This window comes from Xylanimonas sp. McL0601 (assembly GCF_049852175.1).
GTDB lineage: Bacteria > Actinomycetota > Actinomycetes > Actinomycetales > Cellulomonadaceae > Xylanimonas.
In genome coordinates, this window is record NZ_CP187527.1 from 3,194,245 (window position 1) to 3,210,977 (window position 16,733).

The 16,733-nt window shown below is 73.4% G+C and carries 11 protein-coding genes; all 11 read right to left on the bottom strand.

Annotated features, from left to right (window positions below; translation table 11 throughout):
• Nucleotides 1–11 precede the first annotated feature (11 nt).
• The 11 genes from ACO4JP_RS14855 to ACO4JP_RS14905 all read right to left on the bottom strand — a co-directional run bounded on the left by ACO4JP_RS14855 (nucleotide 12) and on the right by ACO4JP_RS14905 (nucleotide 16,648).
• Complete coding sequence (locus ACO4JP_RS14855; RefSeq protein ID WP_425954750.1) at nucleotides 12–455, bottom strand: hypothetical protein; 444 nt, start codon at nucleotides 453–455, stop codon at nucleotides 12–14.
• Complete coding sequence (locus tag ACO4JP_RS14860; protein ID WP_425954751.1) at nucleotides 452–1,537, bottom strand: PIG-L family deacetylase; 1,086 nt, start codon at nucleotides 1,535–1,537, stop codon at nucleotides 452–454. Before ACO4JP_RS14860 ends, ACO4JP_RS14855 begins: the two co-directional genes overlap by 4 nt.
• 125 nt (nucleotides 1,538–1,662) lie before the next feature.
• Nucleotides 1,663–3,582 carry a translational GTPase TypA gene (gene typA, locus ACO4JP_RS14865; RefSeq protein ID WP_425954752.1) on the bottom strand — a complete coding sequence of 640 codons (1,920 nt, stop codon included), beginning with the start codon at nucleotides 3,580–3,582 and terminating at the stop codon, nucleotides 1,663–1,665.
• Between the two features lie 207 nt (nucleotides 3,583–3,789).
• Nucleotides 3,790–5,781 (bottom strand): dipeptide ABC transporter ATP-binding protein, encoded by a 1,992-nt coding sequence (locus ACO4JP_RS14870; protein WP_425954753.1) that lies wholly within the window; start codon nucleotides 5,779–5,781, stop codon nucleotides 3,790–3,792.
• Nucleotides 5,778–6,785, bottom strand: a complete 1,008-nt coding sequence (locus tag ACO4JP_RS14875) for an ABC transporter permease (protein WP_425954754.1) — start codon at nucleotides 6,783–6,785, stop codon at nucleotides 5,778–5,780. Before ACO4JP_RS14875 ends, ACO4JP_RS14870 begins: the two co-directional genes overlap by 4 nt.
• On the bottom strand, nucleotides 6,778–7,704 hold the full coding sequence (locus tag ACO4JP_RS14880) for an ABC transporter permease (RefSeq protein ID WP_425954755.1): 927 nt from the start codon (nucleotides 7,702–7,704) through the stop codon (nucleotides 6,778–6,780). Before ACO4JP_RS14880 ends, ACO4JP_RS14875 begins: the two co-directional genes overlap by 8 nt.
• 95 nt (nucleotides 7,705–7,799) lie before the next feature.
• Nucleotides 7,800–9,434: a peptide ABC transporter substrate-binding protein gene (locus ACO4JP_RS14885; RefSeq protein ID WP_425954756.1), complete on the bottom strand. Its 1,635-nt coding sequence runs from the start codon at nucleotides 9,432–9,434 to the stop codon at nucleotides 7,800–7,802.
• A 194-nt stretch (nucleotides 9,435–9,628) separates the two neighbouring features.
• Nucleotides 9,629–10,357, bottom strand: a complete 729-nt coding sequence (locus ACO4JP_RS14890) for an ABC transporter ATP-binding protein (RefSeq protein ID WP_425954757.1) — start codon at nucleotides 10,355–10,357, stop codon at nucleotides 9,629–9,631.
• Nucleotides 10,354–11,313: an ABC transporter ATP-binding protein gene (locus ACO4JP_RS14895; protein ID WP_425954758.1), complete on the bottom strand. Its 960-nt coding sequence runs from the start codon at nucleotides 11,311–11,313 to the stop codon at nucleotides 10,354–10,356. The genes ACO4JP_RS14890 and ACO4JP_RS14895 overlap by 4 nt, the downstream gene beginning before the upstream one ends.
• Complete coding sequence (locus ACO4JP_RS14900) at nucleotides 11,310–14,108, bottom strand: hypothetical protein (RefSeq protein ID WP_425954759.1); 2,799 nt, start codon at nucleotides 14,106–14,108, stop codon at nucleotides 11,310–11,312. The genes ACO4JP_RS14895 and ACO4JP_RS14900 overlap by 4 nt, the downstream gene beginning before the upstream one ends.
• Nucleotides 14,105–16,648, bottom strand: a complete 2,544-nt coding sequence (locus ACO4JP_RS14905) for an ABC transporter permease (protein WP_425954760.1) — start codon at nucleotides 16,646–16,648, stop codon at nucleotides 14,105–14,107. Before ACO4JP_RS14905 ends, ACO4JP_RS14900 begins: the two co-directional genes overlap by 4 nt.
• Between the last annotated feature and the right edge of the window lie 85 nt (nucleotides 16,649–16,733).

Consider the following 16,733-nt stretch of genomic DNA (forward strand, 5'->3'; position numbering starts at 1 on the left):
GGAGGTTCGGGTCACCGCCGGGCGAACCAGCGGCCCGGCAGGAATGCGACGACGCCGAACAGGAGCACCCCTCCGTACGTCCACGCGATGCCGGCCCAGGCCGACGGGATCGACTCCGCCGGGTGGGTGACGAGCACGTCGCCGCCAGGCCCCTGCATGGAGAGCACCTGCACCGCGACGAGCCAGCCCACGGCAGCCGCGGCGAGCGTGCCGAGGCCCGCCCAGGCGCGGCAGAGCAGGGCCGTCGACGCCGTCAGTGCGAGGGCCACGAGCAGCCCCACGGGCAGGCCGTGCCAGAGCGTCCGGTGGGTGGCGGTGCCGAGCGCGCCGAGCGCCACTCCGAGCGCGAGCGCAAGCACCATCCTGCCGACGGTGCGGCCGACGCCGGGGTGGGCAGGCGGGGCCGGGGGGCCGGCAGCGCCGGGGGCCTCGGGGGCGTCGGACGTCTCGCTCACGCGGGCGAGCCTACCGACGACACCTGGACGGTGCCGGGACGTGCCACCAGAAACGTCTCCCGCGTCCCGACGGCGGCGAGAACCCCGTTGGACAAGGCGAACCACCCGACCACCCCGGCCTCCGCCAGCGCGGCCGCGGCGCCGCTCGATGGCCGCGAACCTGCACCCGCAACGGTGGTGGCGAGGGCGGTCGGGTGCTGGATCTGGGTGGCGTGGGCGGTCATGGCCGAGAGCACCCGGTCGAGAACCGGGGGGACGTCGACGTCGACGACGTCGCCCGCCACGGCGGCGGCCGCGAGCTCCGCGTCGTCGCGGGCGAGCGCCGGCAGCGGGTCGTCCGAGGCCGGGAAGGTGAGCCCTGCCGCTTCGGCGAGCGCCTGGGCCGCCGGGTCGGCGGCGAGGGCCTGGCGCTGGGCGCGCAGCTCGGACGCGGGCGCCACGCGCTGCCAGAGCTCGGCGGCCCACGGCCCCGCGTCGCCGCCGCGGAACGCGGGGTCCGCGGCGAGCTCGAGCGCCCTGACCGTGACCTCGTGCGCGCGCACGTGGTCGGGGTGCCCGTACCCGCCGCCGGCCTCGTAGGTCGCGACGACGGAGGGCCGCAGCCGGCGGATCAGCGCCGCGAGCCGTGCGGCGGCGTCGTCGAGCGGCACGAACGCGAACCCCGCGCGGACGGCGGGATCGCCCCCGGCGACCCCGGGCGCAACCCACACCATCCCGGAGTCCTCGAACCGCCCGCCCCCGGCGGACCTGTCAGGGTCAGCAGGCGCCCCACCGCTCCCTGGCCCTGACAGCGCCGAGGGTTCGGGAGGCAGCTCGTCCAGGAACGTGTGCCCGACGGCGGTCGGGTCGCCGCCGCCGAGCGCCGGCAGCGCCGCCGCGAGCTCCCGCGTCCGGTACGCCGCCAGTGCAGGCCCGTCCCCCTCGAGCGCCTCGAGCCCCTCCGACGCCGTCCCCGGCAGCGCGAGAACCTCCCCGCGCTCCCCCCGCGTGCAGGTCACGACGGTCACCGGCATGCCCGCCGCGGCGAACGAGGCGATGAGAGCCCCGGTCGAGAGGGTCTCGTCGTCGGGATGCGCATGCACTGCGACGAGCCCCCCGCCACCGACCCGAGCCGACGACCACGGAGAGCCGGGAACGGCGGCGGGGGACGACGTCGTGCGCACGACGCCGTCCCCCACCGCCCCAGCCACAGGAACTCAGCCCGAGATCAGGCCCGGGCCGCAGCCCGAGCCCGCGACGCCGAGCGCGCGCGCTCGGTCGCGTCCAGGACGACCTTGCGGATGCGCACGACCTCAGGCGTGACCTCGACGCACTCGTCCTCCTGCGCGAACTCGAGCGACTCCTCGAGCGTCAGCTTGCGCGGCGGGACGAGGTTCTCGAAGTTGTCGGCCGTGGAGGAGCGCATGTTCGTCAGCTTCTTCTCCTTGGTGATGTTGACGTCCATGTCCTCGTTGCGCGAGTTCTCGCCCACGATCATGCCCTCGTAGACCTCCGCCGTGGGATCGACGAAGAAGGAGCCGCGCTCCTGAAGGTTGATCATGGCGAACGGCGTCACCTTGCCGGCGCGGTCGGCGACGAGCGAGCCCGTCATGCGCGACTCGATGGTGCCGGCCCACGGCTCGTAGCCCTCGCCGATCGAGGCGGCGATGCCGGTGCCGCGGGTATCCGTGAGGAACCGGGTACGGAAGCCGATGAGGCCACGTGCCGGGACCATGAACTCCATGCGGACCCAGCCGGTGCCGTGGTTCGTCATGGTCTCCATGCGGCCCTTGCGCTGGGCGAGCAGCTGGGTGACGGCGCCGAGGTACTCCTCGGGGACGTCGATCGTCATGCGCTCCATGGGCTCCAGGACCTTGCCGTCGACCGTCTTGGTGACGACCTGCGGCTTGCCCACGGTGAGCTCGAAGCCCTCACGACGCATCTGCTCGACGAGGATCGCCAGGGCGAGCTCGCCACGGCCCTGGACCTCCCACGCGTCGGGGCGCTCGGTCGGCAGCACGCGCAGCGACACGTTGCCGACGAGCTCGGCGTCGAGGCGGTCCTTGACCTGTCGGGCGGTGACCTTGTGGCCCTTGCCGCCCTTGCCGGCGATCGGCGAGGTGTTGATGCCGACGGTCATCGAGATGGCCGGGTCGTCGACGGTGATGAGCGGCAGCGGCCGCGGGTCGTCGATGTCGGTCAGCGTCTCGCCGATCATGATGTCGGCGATGCCGGCGACGGCGACGATGTCGCCCGGGCCCGCGGACTCCGCGGGCACGCGGTCGAGCGCCTTGGTCTCGAGCAGCTCGGTGATCTTGACCGTCGACAGCGTGCCGTCGTGGCGCGCCCACGCGACCTGCTGACCCTTGCGGATCGTGCCGTTGAAGACGCGCAGCAGCGCGAGGCGGCCGAGGAACGGCGACGCGTCGAGGTTGGTGACGTGCGCCTGCAGCGGCACGCCCTCGTCGTACGTCGGGGCCGGGATCTTCTCGAGGATCGTCGCGAAGAGCGGCTCGAGGTTCTCGTTGTCGGGCAGCGAGCCGTCGCCCGGCTGCGCGAGCGAGGCCGCGCCCACCTTCGCGGCGGCGTACACGACCGGCACGTCGAGGATGGCGTCGAGGTCGAGGTCCGGCACCTCGTCGGCGAGGTCGGAGGCCAGGCCGAGCAGCAGGTCGGTGGTCTCGCCCACGACCTCGGTGATGCGCGAGTCGGGCCGGTCGACCTTGTTGACGACGACGATGACCGGCAGCTTCGCGGCGAGCGCCTTGCGCAGCACGAACCGCGTCTGGGGCAGCGGGCCCTCGGACGCGTCCACGAGGAGCACGACGCCGTCGACCATCGACAGGCCGCGCTCGACCTCGCCGCCGAAGTCGGCGTGGCCGGGGGTGTCGATGACGTTGATGGTGATGCCCTCGGGCTCCCCGTGCTCCGCCGCCGACGGGCCGGTGTACCGGACCGCGGTGTTCTTCGCGAGGATCGTGATGCCCTTCTCGCGCTCGAGGTCGCCGGAGTCCATGACCCGCTCCTCCACGTGCTGGTGGGCGCCGAACGCGCCTGCCTGCTTGAGCATCGCGTCCACGAGGGTGGTCTTGCCGTGGTCGACGTGAGCGACGATCGCGACGTTGCGCAGGTCGGAGCGCACAGCCATCTAGGGTCTCGATTCCTTGGGGTGGTTCCGCGCGGGTTGGGGTCCGCGCGCGCGGCGGGCGACGCCATCTTACCCGCCGCGCCACGCCACGGGATCTTGACAGCGTGTGAGAACCACGACGCGGGAGCCTGACGGTGGCCCCGACGCGACGACGGCGGCCGCCCCCCGGAGGGTGCGACCGCCGTCGAGCGTCGTGCGAGGAAGGCGTCAGGACACGGGGACCTCGGGCCCGATCTCGAGGCTCGCGCCCGGGATCGCGGCCAGCAGCTCGCGCGTGTAGTCCTGCGCCGGGGTGTCGAAGATCTGGTCCGTCGGGCCCTGCTCGACGATCTTGCCGTTCTGCATCACGCAGACCTTGTCGGCGATCTGACGGACGACGGCGAGGTCGTGCGTGATGAACAGGTACGACAGCCCCAGCTCGGCCTGCAGGTCGTTGAGCAGCGTCAGCACCTGCGCCTGGACCAGCACGTCGAGGGCCGAGACTGCCTCGTCGAGCACGATCACCTCGGGGTTGAGCGCGAGCGCCCGCGCGATCGCGATGCGCTGGCGCTGGCCGCCCGAGAGCTCGTTCGGGAAGCGGCGCATCATCGACGCGGGCAGCGCGACCATGTCGAGCAGCTCGCGCACGCGCTTCTCGCGCGCCTTGGCGTCGCCGACGCGGTGGATCCGCAGCGGCTCCTCGATGGTCCGGTAGATCGAGAGCATCGGGTCGAGCGACCCGTACGGGTTCTGGAACACCGGCTGGATGCGCCGGCGGAACCGGAACGCGTCCTTGCCCTTGAGCGAGGTGATGTCCACGCCGTCGAAGTCCACGCGGCCCGAGGTCGGGTCCAGCAGGCCCAGCACCATGTTCGCGGCGGTGGACTTGCCCGAGCCGGACTCGCCCACGAGGGCGAGCGTGGTGCCGCGCGGCAGCGCGAAGCTGATGCTGTCGACCGCCGTGAAGTCGGTGCCCGCACCCGGGCGCGAGCCACGGATCCGGAACACCTTGGTGAGGTCCTTGACCTCCACGACGTTGTCGCCCCGCTTGTCCGCACCGGAGTCCGCGTGCGAGGCGAGCAGCTCGTCGGTCTCGATACCTGCGGCGTGCGCGCTCTGGATGCGGCGGCTGGCCAGGGACGGCGCCGCAGCGACGAGCCGCTGCGTGTACGGGTGCTTCGGCGCCTCGAGGATCTGTCGCGACGGTCCCGACTCGACGATCTTGCCCTTGTACATGACCACGAGGTGCTCGGCGCGCTCGGCGGCGAGGCCCAGGTCGTGCGTGATGAACAGGACCGCCGTGCCGAGCTCGGTGGTGAGCGACTCGAGGTGGTCGAGGATCTTCTTCTGCACCGTCACGTCGAGCGCCGACGTCGGCTCGTCCGCGATGAGCAGCATCGGCCGGGCGGCCAGGCCCATCGCGATGAGCGCGCGCTGGCGCATGCCGCCCGAGTACTCGTGCGGGTACTGGCGGGCGCGCCGCTCGGCGTCGGCCAGGCCGGCCTCGGCGAGGAGGCCTGCCACGCGGTCGTTGGCCGTGGCGCCCGTGACGTGCTGGGCGGCCGCGGCCTCGGCGTCGGGCAGGCCCGCGGACTCGAGGATGCCGACGGCCTGCGCCCGCGTCGTCGAGCCGACCAGGAGCGCCTCGTCCGCCTTGGCGACCGTGTCCTCGTCGCGGCCGGCGGCACGCAGCGCCGTGAGCAGCTGCTTCTTCCCGCCGCTGCCGAGGTAGAGGTCGTCGCCCGACGGCGTGGTCTCGATCTCGACGAGCGCGTCGGTCAGCTTCTGCCGCCGCTCCTTGGTGTCGACGCCGTTGGCCTTGAGGGCTTCCTTGATCTGGTAGCCGATGCGCCAGACGGGGTTGAGGTTCGACATCGGGTCCTGCGGGACCAGGCCGATCTCGCGGCCGCGCAGCTCGACGATCTCCTTCTTGGCCGCGCCCACGAGCTCGCGCCCGTCGAACTTGATCGAGCCGCCGGTAATCGTTCCGGTGCCGGGCAGCAGGTTGATCACGGCGTGCGCCGTCGTCGACTTGCCGGAGCCGGACTCGCCCACGATCGCGACGGACTGGCCCGGGTAGACGGTGAGGTCGACGCCCCGCACGGCCTGCACCGCGCCCTGCGACGTCTTGAACGAGACCTCGAGGCCGGTGATCTCGAGGAGCGGCTGCGCGGACGTGGGCGTCTCCTGCGCCTCCGGGCGGTTGTCGGTCGTCGTCATCGGGTACGCGCCTTCGGGTCGAGGGCGTCGCGCACGACGTCGCCCATCATGATGAAGCTGAGCACGGTGAGGCCGAGCGCTGCGCCGGGGTAGAGGATCAGCTGCGGCGCCGTGCGGATGGACTGCTGGGCGCGCGAGATGTCGCCGCCCCAGGAGACCACCGACGGCGGAAGGCCGACGCCCAGGAAGGACAGCGTCGCCTCGACCACGATGAACGTGCCCAGCGCCACGGTGGCCGTCGCGATCACGGGGGCGATGGAGTTGGGGATGACGTGGCGCACCACGAGGCGCGGACTCGAGATGCCCAGGGCCCGGGCCGCGATGATGAACTCGTTGTTCTTCACGCTGAACACCGCGCCGCGCATGATGCGGGCGATCTGCGGCCAGCCGAACACCGCCAGCACCCCGGAGATGAGGAACACGGTGCGGCTCTGCGAGAACACCGACGCCACGAGGATCGCCGCGAGCAGCAGCGGGATGGCGAAGAAGATGTCCGTGATGCGCGACAGGACCGAGTCGAGCCACCCGCCGTTGTACCCGGCGATCGCGCCGACGATGACGCCGAGCACCGTGACGCCGATGGTCGTCAGGACGCCGACGGTGACGGACGCCCGGGCGCCGTAGATGACGCGCGAGTACACGTCGCAGCCCTGGAAGTCGAAGCCGAACCAATGACCCGGCGCCGGGTCGCCGAGGGACCGGCTCAGGTCGCAGAACCGCGGGTCGACGTTCGAGAACCACTGCGGGAAGACCGCCACCAGGATCACGAGCACCATCAGCGCCGCCGAGATCCAGAACAGCACGCGCCCGCGCATCTGGATCCAGGCGTCCTTCCAGAGGCTGGCCGGGGCAGACTCCTCGTTCGGGGCGTCGACCGCGCCGAGCACCGGCGTCTGGTCGAGGTCGGCGAAGAAGTGCCCCTGGCCCGGGCGCGTCGCCGTCACGACAGACGCGTCGGCGGGGATGTCCTCGGCCGGGATGTCGTTGAAGGGTGCGTCAGGCATAGCGGATCCTCGGATCGAGCACGGAGTAGAGCAGGTCGACGATCAGGTTCGAGACCAGGTACACGATGACCAGGAACGTCGTCACGGACACGATCGTCGGTGCCTCGTGGCGTCGGATCGCGGAGTAGAGCAGGTTGCCGACGCCCGGGATGTTGAAGATTCCCTCGGTGACGACGGCGCCGCCGAGCAGCGCGCCGATGTCGATGCCGATGAAGGTCACCACGGGGATCAGCGAGTTGCGCAGCACGTGCACGCCGGTCAAGCGGCTCGGGGACAGGCCCTTCGCGGTCGCGGTGCGCACGTGGTCGGCGGTCCGGTTCTCGGCGACGGTCGTGCGCGTCAGCCGCAGGATGTACGCGAACGACGTCGTCGCCAGCACGAACGCGGGCAAGATCAACGTCTCGAACGAGACGTTGGACCCGACCGTCGGCGGCACCCAGCCGAGCCTGATGCCGAACAGGACCTGCCCGGCGAAACCGATGACGAAGATCGGCACGGCGATGAGGATGAGGGAGACGATGAGGAACGTCGCGTCGAAGAAGCCGCCCTTGCGGATGCCCGTCCACAGGCCGATGCCGATGCCGGCCACCGACTCGATGATGAGCGTCATCCCGGCGAGCTTGAGCGTCGTGGGGAAGGCGGCCGCCAGCAGGTCGGCCACCGGGCGCCGGGAGAAGGACATCCCGAAGTCGCCCGTCAGGAGGCCCTTGAGCCACAGCCAGTACTGCACCAGGAACGGCTGGTCGAGGTGGTACTGAGCGCGGATCTGGTCTGCGACCGCAGGCGGGAGCCCTCGCTCACCGCCGAGCGCTGTGATGGGGTCTCCGGGTAGGAGGAACACCATCGCGTAGATCAGCAGGGTTGCCCCGATGAACACCGGGATCATCTGCAACAGCCTTCGGGCTGCGTACCAAGCCATCCTGGTTGCCTTTCTTTCTTGCGTGTCGCCGTGCCACGGCGCTACGCCGCCCCAGGGCCAGTGTCAGGCCCCAGGGCGGCGCGGCGCGAGTCAGGTCAGCCCTGCTTCGTAACCTGGTACAGCAGCGGCACGCTGTTCCACCCGAACTGGACGTTCTTGACCGTGTCGGCCGAGCCGCCCGTGACGTTCGAGTACCACAGCGGGATCGCCGGGAGGTCCTTGAACAGCTGCTCCTGGACCTGCTGGAACTTGGCGTTGGCGGCGTCCACGGAGTCTGCCGACAGACCCTCGGAGAGCAGCTTGTCGACCACCGGGCTCGAGTAGTCGCCGTCGTTCGAGCCGGCGCCCGTGCCGTAGATCGGGCCGAGGAAGTTGTAGAGCGACGGGTAGTCGGCCTGCCAGCCCGTACGGAAGCCACCGGTCATCTTGCGGTTGGTGACGTCGGTGCGCAGGGTGGCGAAGTCGGGGTAGCTCTTACCCTCGGCGTCGATGCCCAGCGTGTTCTTGATCGAGTTGGCGACAGCCTCGACCCAGCCCTGGTGCCCACCGTCGGCGTTGTACGCGATGGTGAACGTGCCCGACCACGGCGAGATCGCATTGGCCTGGGCCCACAGGTCCTTGGCCTTGGCGGCGTCGAACTTGAGCACCTCGTTGCCCGGGACGCTGTCCGACCAGCCATCGATGACCGGCGACGTGAAGTCGGTCGCGGGGGTGCGGGTGGCGTGGAAGATCACCTTGGTGATCTGGTCGCGGTCGATGGCCATGGACAGAGCCTGGCGGCGCAGGCGGCCCTCGTCGTTCATGCCGAAGTGCGGCAGGTTCACGTTGACCGTGAACGACTGGAAGATCGCAGCCGGCTGGTTCACCGCGCGGTCACCCAGGTCGGACTCGAAGGTGGGGAAGGCCGAGTCCGGGATGGCGTCGAGGACGTCGAGCTGACCGGCCAGGAGGTCCTGGTAGGCCGGGCCGAGGTCGGTGTAGAACTTGAAGTCCACGCCACCGTTCTGGGCCTTGCGGTCACCCTTGTACTTCGGGTTCGGCGACATCTTCGCCTCGATGTTGTGCGTCCACGTGTCGAGGACGTACGGGCCGTTGCCGATCGGGGCGTTGCCGAACTTCGCCATGTCGTCGAAGGCCGTCAGCGGCAGCGGGTCGAAGGCCGTGTAACCCAGGCGCAGCGGGAAGTCGGACTGCGGGCCGGTGAGGACGACCTTGAAGGTCAGGTCGTCGACGACGGTGAGGCCGCCCGCGTCGACCAGCGACGAGTCCTTGTCGTACGAGAAGCCCTTGATGGACTCGAAGAAGTACGACGAGAGCTGCTTGTTCGAGAGCTTGGCGCCGTAGTCCCAGGCCTTGACGAAGTTCTCCGCGTGCACGGGCGTGCCGTCCGAGAACGTCTGGCCGTCCTTGAGCTTGATGGTCCAGGTGGTGTTGTCGTCCGACGTGATGGAGTCCGCAACCTCGTTGTGCGGAGCGCCCTTGGCGTCGTAGTAGACGAGTCCGGCGAACAGGAGCTCGAGGATCTTGCCGCCCCCGGTCTCGTTCGTGTTCGTGGGGACCAGCGGGTTCTGGGGCTCGGAGCCGTTCGCGAGCACGATTCCGGTCGACGGGCCGGCGGCTGCCGTCGTCCCGTTGTCCGTTCCCGTGCCGCCGCCCGACGAGCAGGCGGACAGTGCGAGGGCACCGGCAGCGACCATGGCGGTCAGCCCGGCGATACGCCTGATCTTCATGTTTCTCCTCCGTGAAGGGCAACGGCAGGTGTCGTGCCGATGACCGGACCACGCCGAACATGGGTGCTCGGCGTGCTCCCGGTCCACAGTGCGGACCGGTGTGATGCTAAGGCGTCTCACCACTACGTTGTCCAGATTGTCCCCGAAGTCACCCCGAACCGTTATCGATCCGGTATCAGGGCTTAACGAGGCCTTCACTCAGTCTGGACCCCGCCGACCGGCGCGGGTGCCCCGACGCGGGTGTGATCTGCGCGACCATCCCGCAGGTCAACGACCCTGTCGGCCCGTTCCACCAGCAGCGGGTCGTGCGTCGCGACCACCGCGGCCACCCCCCTGGTGTGGACAAGGTCACGCAACAGCTCCATCACGACCGTGGCGTTGGACGAGTCGAGCTGCCCGGTGGGCTCGTCCGCGAGCAGCAGGCGCGGCCGGGCCACGAGGGCGCGCGCGATCCCCACGCGCTGCTGCTGCCCCCCGGACAGCTCGTAGGGCCGCTGGCGGGCGTGCTCGGCCAGCCCTACCGCGGCGAGCGCCTGCGTGACCCGCTCCGCCCGCTCGGCCGCCGGTGTGCGCCGCAGGCGCAGCGGCACCTCGACGTTCTCGGCGGCCGACAGCACCGGCACCAGGCCGAACGACTGGAGCACGAACGCGATCTCCTCGCGCCGCACCACCAGCGCCTGCTGCTCGCCCATCGCGGTCAGGTCCCGCCCGCCGCCGAGCAGCACCCGGCCCGACGTCGGCCGGTCGAGCCCGCCCAGCAGGTTCAGCAGCGTCGTCTTGCCCGAGCCGGACGGGCCGCGCAGCACGACGAGCTCGCCCGGCGCGACCTCGAGGGTCACGCCGTCGACCGCGCGCACCGGCGCGTCCGGGCGCCCGAAGACGCGCACCAGCTCCTCGCCGCGCACGGCGTACGTCGTCGTCATCGCTCCTCCTTGTCCGGCTTGTCTGGCTTGTCCGGCCGCGACCACGGCCACACGCCCACGTGGTCGGCCTCGAGCGAGAGCCGCACCCGCTCGCGCAGGCCGAGCCGCTCCACGACGTCCTGCGGCAGCTGCAGGCGGCCGACGCGGTCGAGCACGGCGACCTCCTCGGCGACGTGCCGGGCGACGCCTTCGGCATCGACCTCGGTGCGCCGCAGCACCTCCATGGACGTGCGCCCGTCGCGGATGCGCACGGTGCGGGCGACGTGGTCGGCGACCGCCGGGTCGTGCGTGACGATCAGGACGGTGACGCCGGTCGCGGCGTTCACCGAGCGCAGGGACTCGAGCACCTCGGCGCTGGTCGCCTCGTCGAGCTCGCCGGTCGGCTCGTCGGCGAGCAGCACGCGTGGCGCGCCGGCCGTCGCGACGGCGATCGCCACGCGCTGCTGCTCGCCGCCCGACATCTCCCCCGGCCGCCGGTCGGCGACGTGGCCGACGCCGAGCAGCTCCAGCAGCGTGGTGACGCGCGCGCTCCGAACGGCCGCCGCGGCACCGCGCGCCGGGCCGGTCAGCTCGAGCGGGAGCCGCACGTTCTCGAGCGCCGTGAGGTATGGAAGCAGGTTGCGTGAGGCCTGCTGCCGCACGAACCCGACGGTGCTTCGCTGGTAGCGCACCCGGTCGCCGCCGCCCATGGTCACCAGGTCCGTCCCGGCCACCACCGCCGATCCGCCCGTCGGCCGGTCGAGGCCCGAGAGGATCCCGAGCAGGGTCGACTTGCCCGAGCCCGAGGCGCCCACGACGGCGACCACCTCGCCGGGCTCGACGTCGAGGTCGAGCCCTTGCAGCGCCTGCACCTCGACGCCGTCGGTCGCGAAGATCCGCACCAGGCCGCGGCAGCGGATCTCGCCCCCGCGCAGGTCCGCAGCCCCGGGCGCCTTCGTCGTCGTCGTGCTCGTCATCGGTCCTCCCCCGTCCGCAGCCGTGCTGCCACGTCCCGCCCGCTCCACACCGCGACCAGCGCGCCGGCGAGCGCGCCGATCAGCACCAGGCCCGCGCCGAGCGCGGCCAGCGTCGCCAGGTCATACCGCGCAGTCGGTGCGGCCGACCCCTCCGTGAGCGGCGTCAGGTCGATCGCGGCGAGCACCACGGCGGGCACCGCCCACGCCAGCACGGCACCCGCCAGCAGGGCGACCGCGATCCACGGTGCCGTCTCCGACGCCACCAGCACGCGACCCTGCCGCGGTCCGCTGCCGAGCGAGCGCAGCACGGCGAGCAGGCGCGCCCGCGCGGGGCCGGCGAGCAGCAGCGTCAGCACCACGGTCAGCGCGACCAGGACCGCGGCGAGCACGAGCGCGAGCGCGGCGGCGATCTCGAGCGCCCGGGTGGAGGGCGACCCACGCACCTCGGCGGCAGCATCCGCCGCCGTCTCGAGGTGCGCACCCGCGGAGGGGAAGACGGCGCGGACCGCCGCCGGGACGTGCGCCGATGCCGTCAGCGCGGTGCCGCCGCCCGCGCGATCAAGGCGCACGAACGCCACGCCGGGCAGGTCCGTGCTCTCGAACGCCTGCGCCGCGCGCGCGGCGTCGACGACGACGAACCGTGCCGCCGGCGGCATGCCGGGCAGCACCGCGATGGTACCGACGGCGTGCGCCGTCGGCGGCGGCCTCGTCGAGCCCTCGCGGGCCAGCTCGCCCTCCGCGTCGGCGGACAGCCCCGAGCTCTCCGAGACGAGCATCGGCAGCGCGCGCCCGTCGTCGCGGGTCAGCGCCGCGAGCGCCGCGGCCGGAGGTGCGCCGGGCACGCCCTCCTGCACGCGCGCCAGGTCCGCGGCGTCGACGGCGATCACCGAGAGGTGCACCTGCGTACCTCCCGCGGTGACGGTGCCGCGGCCGAGCCCCGTCAGCGTCGCGACGGCGGAGACACCCTCGGCAGCGCGCAGGGCCTTCACCTGCTCCGGGCTGATCCACACGTCCGCGATGCGCACGTCCGCGCCGACGTGCTCCCAGGCGGCGTCGGCGATGCCGACGTCGATGGTGGTGCGCAGCACCGACGACGACGCCGCGACGGCGACGCAGAGCACGAGCGAGACGGCCGGCAGCACTCCGCCGGCGGGGTCGCGGCGTGCGCGGGCCGCGCCGAGGAACCCGACCAGGCCGCGCCGGCGCGCGAGCGCACGTTCGAGCGGCGCGACAAGCCATGGCAGGGCCCGGACCACGAGCATCGCGACGCCCAGGCACAGCAGCGCTGGCGCGACCGCCACGAGCGGGTCCACCTGCCCGGGACGGCTGGCGCCTCCCGAGACGCCGCCCGCGGCCACCGCCCCGCGGGCCACGAGCAGCCAGGTCGTGGCCGCGGCGGCGAGCAGCACCAGCACCTCGGCGGTGGTGCGCCAGCGGGGGCTGCGCCCGAGGTCGGCGCGCTGGGATCCCAGACGCCCGGCCGAGGCGGTCGCAGCGAGCGCCACGGCGGGCGCGAGCCCGGACGCCAGTGCGACCGCGGCCTGGCCCGGTCCGAACGCGCCCGGCACGAGGACGAGCCCGAGCGCCGTCCCCACCGCGGCGCCCGGAAGCCCGACGACGGCACCCTCGGCTGCGGCGACGGCGCGGGCCTCCCTGCCGGAGGCGCCTCGCGCGCGCAGGAGCGTGAGCGCAGGGCGCCGGCGCTCGACGACGAGCCGCGCACCGAGGGCGAGCACGACGAGCAGCGCACCGACGGGCCCCGCGACGGTCACGGCGAGGACGGCGTCGACGCCGACCCGCTGTGCCAGGACGCGGTCGAGCACCGCCGTCGTGCCCGTCGTGGCACGCACCGGCACGTCGTCCAGGCCGACGGACGCGTGCGACGCAGCCGTGAGCTCGCGCAGCTGGCGGAGCAGCAGGGACGTCTCGCCGCCCGGCACTCCCGAGAGGTCGACCGGGTACCAGAACGCGAGCTGCGGGTTGCTCTGCGTGACCGGCCCGATCATCTCGTCGGCCACCGTCCCCGCCACGGTGACGATCGTTCCGCTCAGCGGGTTCGTGACCACGGTGGGCTCCGCGCCCTGCGAGGCGTGCTGCCAGTAGCCGTCCGCCGGGTCCGTCGGCTCGTAGATGCCGACGAGCTTGAACGGCGGCAGCGGCATCGGCGCCTGGTGCACGGAGCCGACGGTCCACCCGATCTCCTCGGCGCCCGCCCGCGACAGCACGACCTGTGTCGGCTCGATGTCGGCCGCCGTCTTCCCCGGTGCGACGATGGGCGGGAGCCCGGAGTCGGGGCCCCAGTCGAGCCCGAACTCGCTGCGCTGCGGCCAGGAGCCCGCGACCAGGCGTGCGTGGTCGGCGAGGTCGGGCGCCGCCCGCAGCACGAAAGACACGGCGATGATGTCCGTCCCGGGGCCCGCGTCGACGACCACCTTCGTGGCCGAGACCGTCAGGTGCGGCGGGCCGAGCACGTCCCGCAGCGGCTCCGGCTGCTCCTTGCGCAGGGCCTCGAGCCAGGACTGGACCCCGTCCCACGCCGGCGGCCGCAGGGAGCCGGGGATCCACACGCCGAACGACGGAGGCGCACTGAGGGGCGTCAGTGTGACGTCGCGGGACAGCGCCGAGACCTGGTCGGCGGCGTGGTCGAGCATCGCCCCGTGCCACCTCTCCGCCGCGCGCGGGAGGGACGTCAGGACGAGGGCCGCGAGAAGCGCGACCGCCCCGAGCACGGCCGCCGCTCCCCACGAGGAGCGCAGGCCCCGCCGCGTCAGGAGCCACAGTGTAGAAAGGCTCACCGGACCTCCTCGCGGAACGCGGTGTCGCGGGCCTGGGCTCGCACCCGCACGCCCATCGCTGCAGAGACCGCGACGACACCGAGCAGCAGTGCGGCGGCGAGCAGCGCCGTCGGAACGACGGCCCACGCGAGCACCGTGGGCGGCACCTGGGCGACGCCCGTCACGGTGCTGCGGACGAGCCCGGGCACCGCGACGGTGCCGAGCGCCCACCCGCCCGCGAGGCCGACGACGACGGCCCCCGTCGCGACGGCGCCGAGCTCGACCGCCCGCGCCCTGCCCTGCGTGCGGGGCCCGACGCCGACCGCGCGCAGCACGACGACCTCGCCCCGGCGGGCGCGGAGGCCGGCCGCAGCCGTCACGCCGACGCCGAGGATCGCCAGGGCGACGACGCCGGTGGCCGCGATCCAGGTCGCTGCCCGCACGGGACCGGAGGCATCGGCGCCCGGCGCGGACGTCGCCGGCGTCAGCACGGTGGTACCCGGCATCGCGTCGGCGACCCGGGCGGCCGTGGCCCTGGCGTCCGCGGCGGCGTCGACGGTCGCCCAGACCTCGCCCGGTCCGGGCACCTGCACGCCCGCGCGCAGCAGCAGCGCGTTCAGGCGCGCCAGGTCGACCATCGCGACGTGAGGTCGCAGCGCGCCCGGCACCGCGTCGACCACGCCCGCGACCCGCAGCCCGATGCGGAGGCCCTGCGCGCTCATGTCGACGAGGTCGCCGGTGGCCAGGCCCAGCTCGTCGGCCAGGGCTTTGGTGACCACGGCTGGGATCGGTGCCTGGCCCTGTCCGGTCGGCTCGACCCGCAGCCGTTGCCGCCCGCTGTCCTGGGTGATCAGGTCGACTGCGAGGCCCGAGACCGGCTGCCGCCCGGCGCCCACGTCGCCGAGCGCCGACGCCCAAGGCGCCGAGACGTCGACCGGGACCGACCCGCCGTCGACCTGCGCCGACAGGCCGTCGATCGAGAGCGTGAGGTGGAGCGGCTGCTCGGCTCCGGACACGTCGACGTCCATCGCGGCCAGCAGCCAGCCCTCGCCCAGGGCGGGTAGCTCCGCGCGCACCGTGTACGGGGTGGGATGCGGCCCGACCGGCCGCGTGCCGTCGCCGTCGCCGTCCAGATCGGCGTCGAAGGCGCCCAGCCGGAGGGGGACCAGCACGCCGTCCGCGCGTGCAAGCCACAGGGTGACGGCCGGGAAGCCGACCCCCTCCTCGTCCATGGGCACCGGCTCCGTGGGCCGCGACGGCACGTGGTAGACACCGCCGGCCGGGGGCACGTCGAGCGGGGCGGTCTGGAGGACGGTCGCGCTCGCGGTGACGCGCGCCTCGAGCGCCGTCGTCCCGGCCGGCAGCCGCGGGGCGTCGTGGAACGGGTCGTCCTCGCCGCGGAGCCCGGCGGTGAGCGTGGCCGCGTCCGCGGCTCGCGTCGCACGCACGACGCCGGCCGTCGCCGCTGCGGGGACGGCGACGAGCGTCGGCTTGACCTGTTGCGCCGACGTCTCGAGACGCAGTGCGGGCACGGCTGCGGCGATCCCCGCGACGGCCGCGACGGCGTCGGCGTCCGGAGACGCCCCGGTGTTGAGCGCCGGCGGGTTCTCGCGCACGACGCGAAGGTCCGCCCCGGTGGTCAGCACCCCGACGTCGGTCGCCATGCGACCGGCCGCGCCCCCGTAGACGCCGGCGAACGCCGCCGACCCGCCGGCCAGCACCACGAGCACGAGGGGAACCGCGGAGGAGACGAGGCGCCTCGCGACCTGCCGCACCGTGACGACGCCGAGACCGGGCCGGCGCGCCGCCCACCGCTCGACGAGGCGGGCCACGGGGCCGAGCACCCCGAGCGCGACCACCGCGAGCGACGCCAGGACGAGCGCCGGCGCGCCCGCGGCGAGCGGGTCGGTGCGCGTCGTGCCGTCGGCCGCGACCACGAGCGGCGACCCGTAGCGCAGCAGCTGCACGAGGCAGAGCGCGGCCGCCGCGAACGTGAGCGTGACGAGCCCGCCGGTGGCGACCTGCCGGACGCGACCGGACCGATCCGAGACGGCGCGGCGTGCTGCCGCGCGCGCCCGCAGCGCCGTCGTGCCGGCCAGGAGCAGCGCGGCCGCGACGGCCACCGCGGCGCCGACCACCGCGAGGATCCCGAGGTCCGCGGGCCGGTCGGTGACAGCCAGCGCTGCCCACGCGGCCACGGTGCCCACCAGCGTTCCACCGGCGCACACGGCCGCCGACTCGGCGAGGGCGGCCGCGGTCACCTGCGCCGGGGCCGCGCCCCGAGACAGGAGCAGCTCGGTCTCGGCCTGGCGTTCCTGCCCGAGCAGACTGCCGACCTGCGCCAGCGTCACGAGCGCAGCCAGGGTGAGCAGGGCGACCGGCACGCCCGCACCCGCGACGACAGCCGGGCGTGCGGCGGCGGGTGCGGCCTCGGCTCCAGCGCGCACGACGCCGAACGCGCCGGCGAGCACGCCGGCCGCGACGGCGACGAGCACCGCGACCAGGCCGAGGAGCGCTCGCTGCGCCCTGGCCCGGCGGCCCAGCAATCCCGCTCTGCTCACGAGGGCACCTATGGTCTCGGAAACTGTCCCGGGCACCATACCTGCAGGTCTGCTGCCTGCCCACGGGCCTCGGCGGACCGAGACA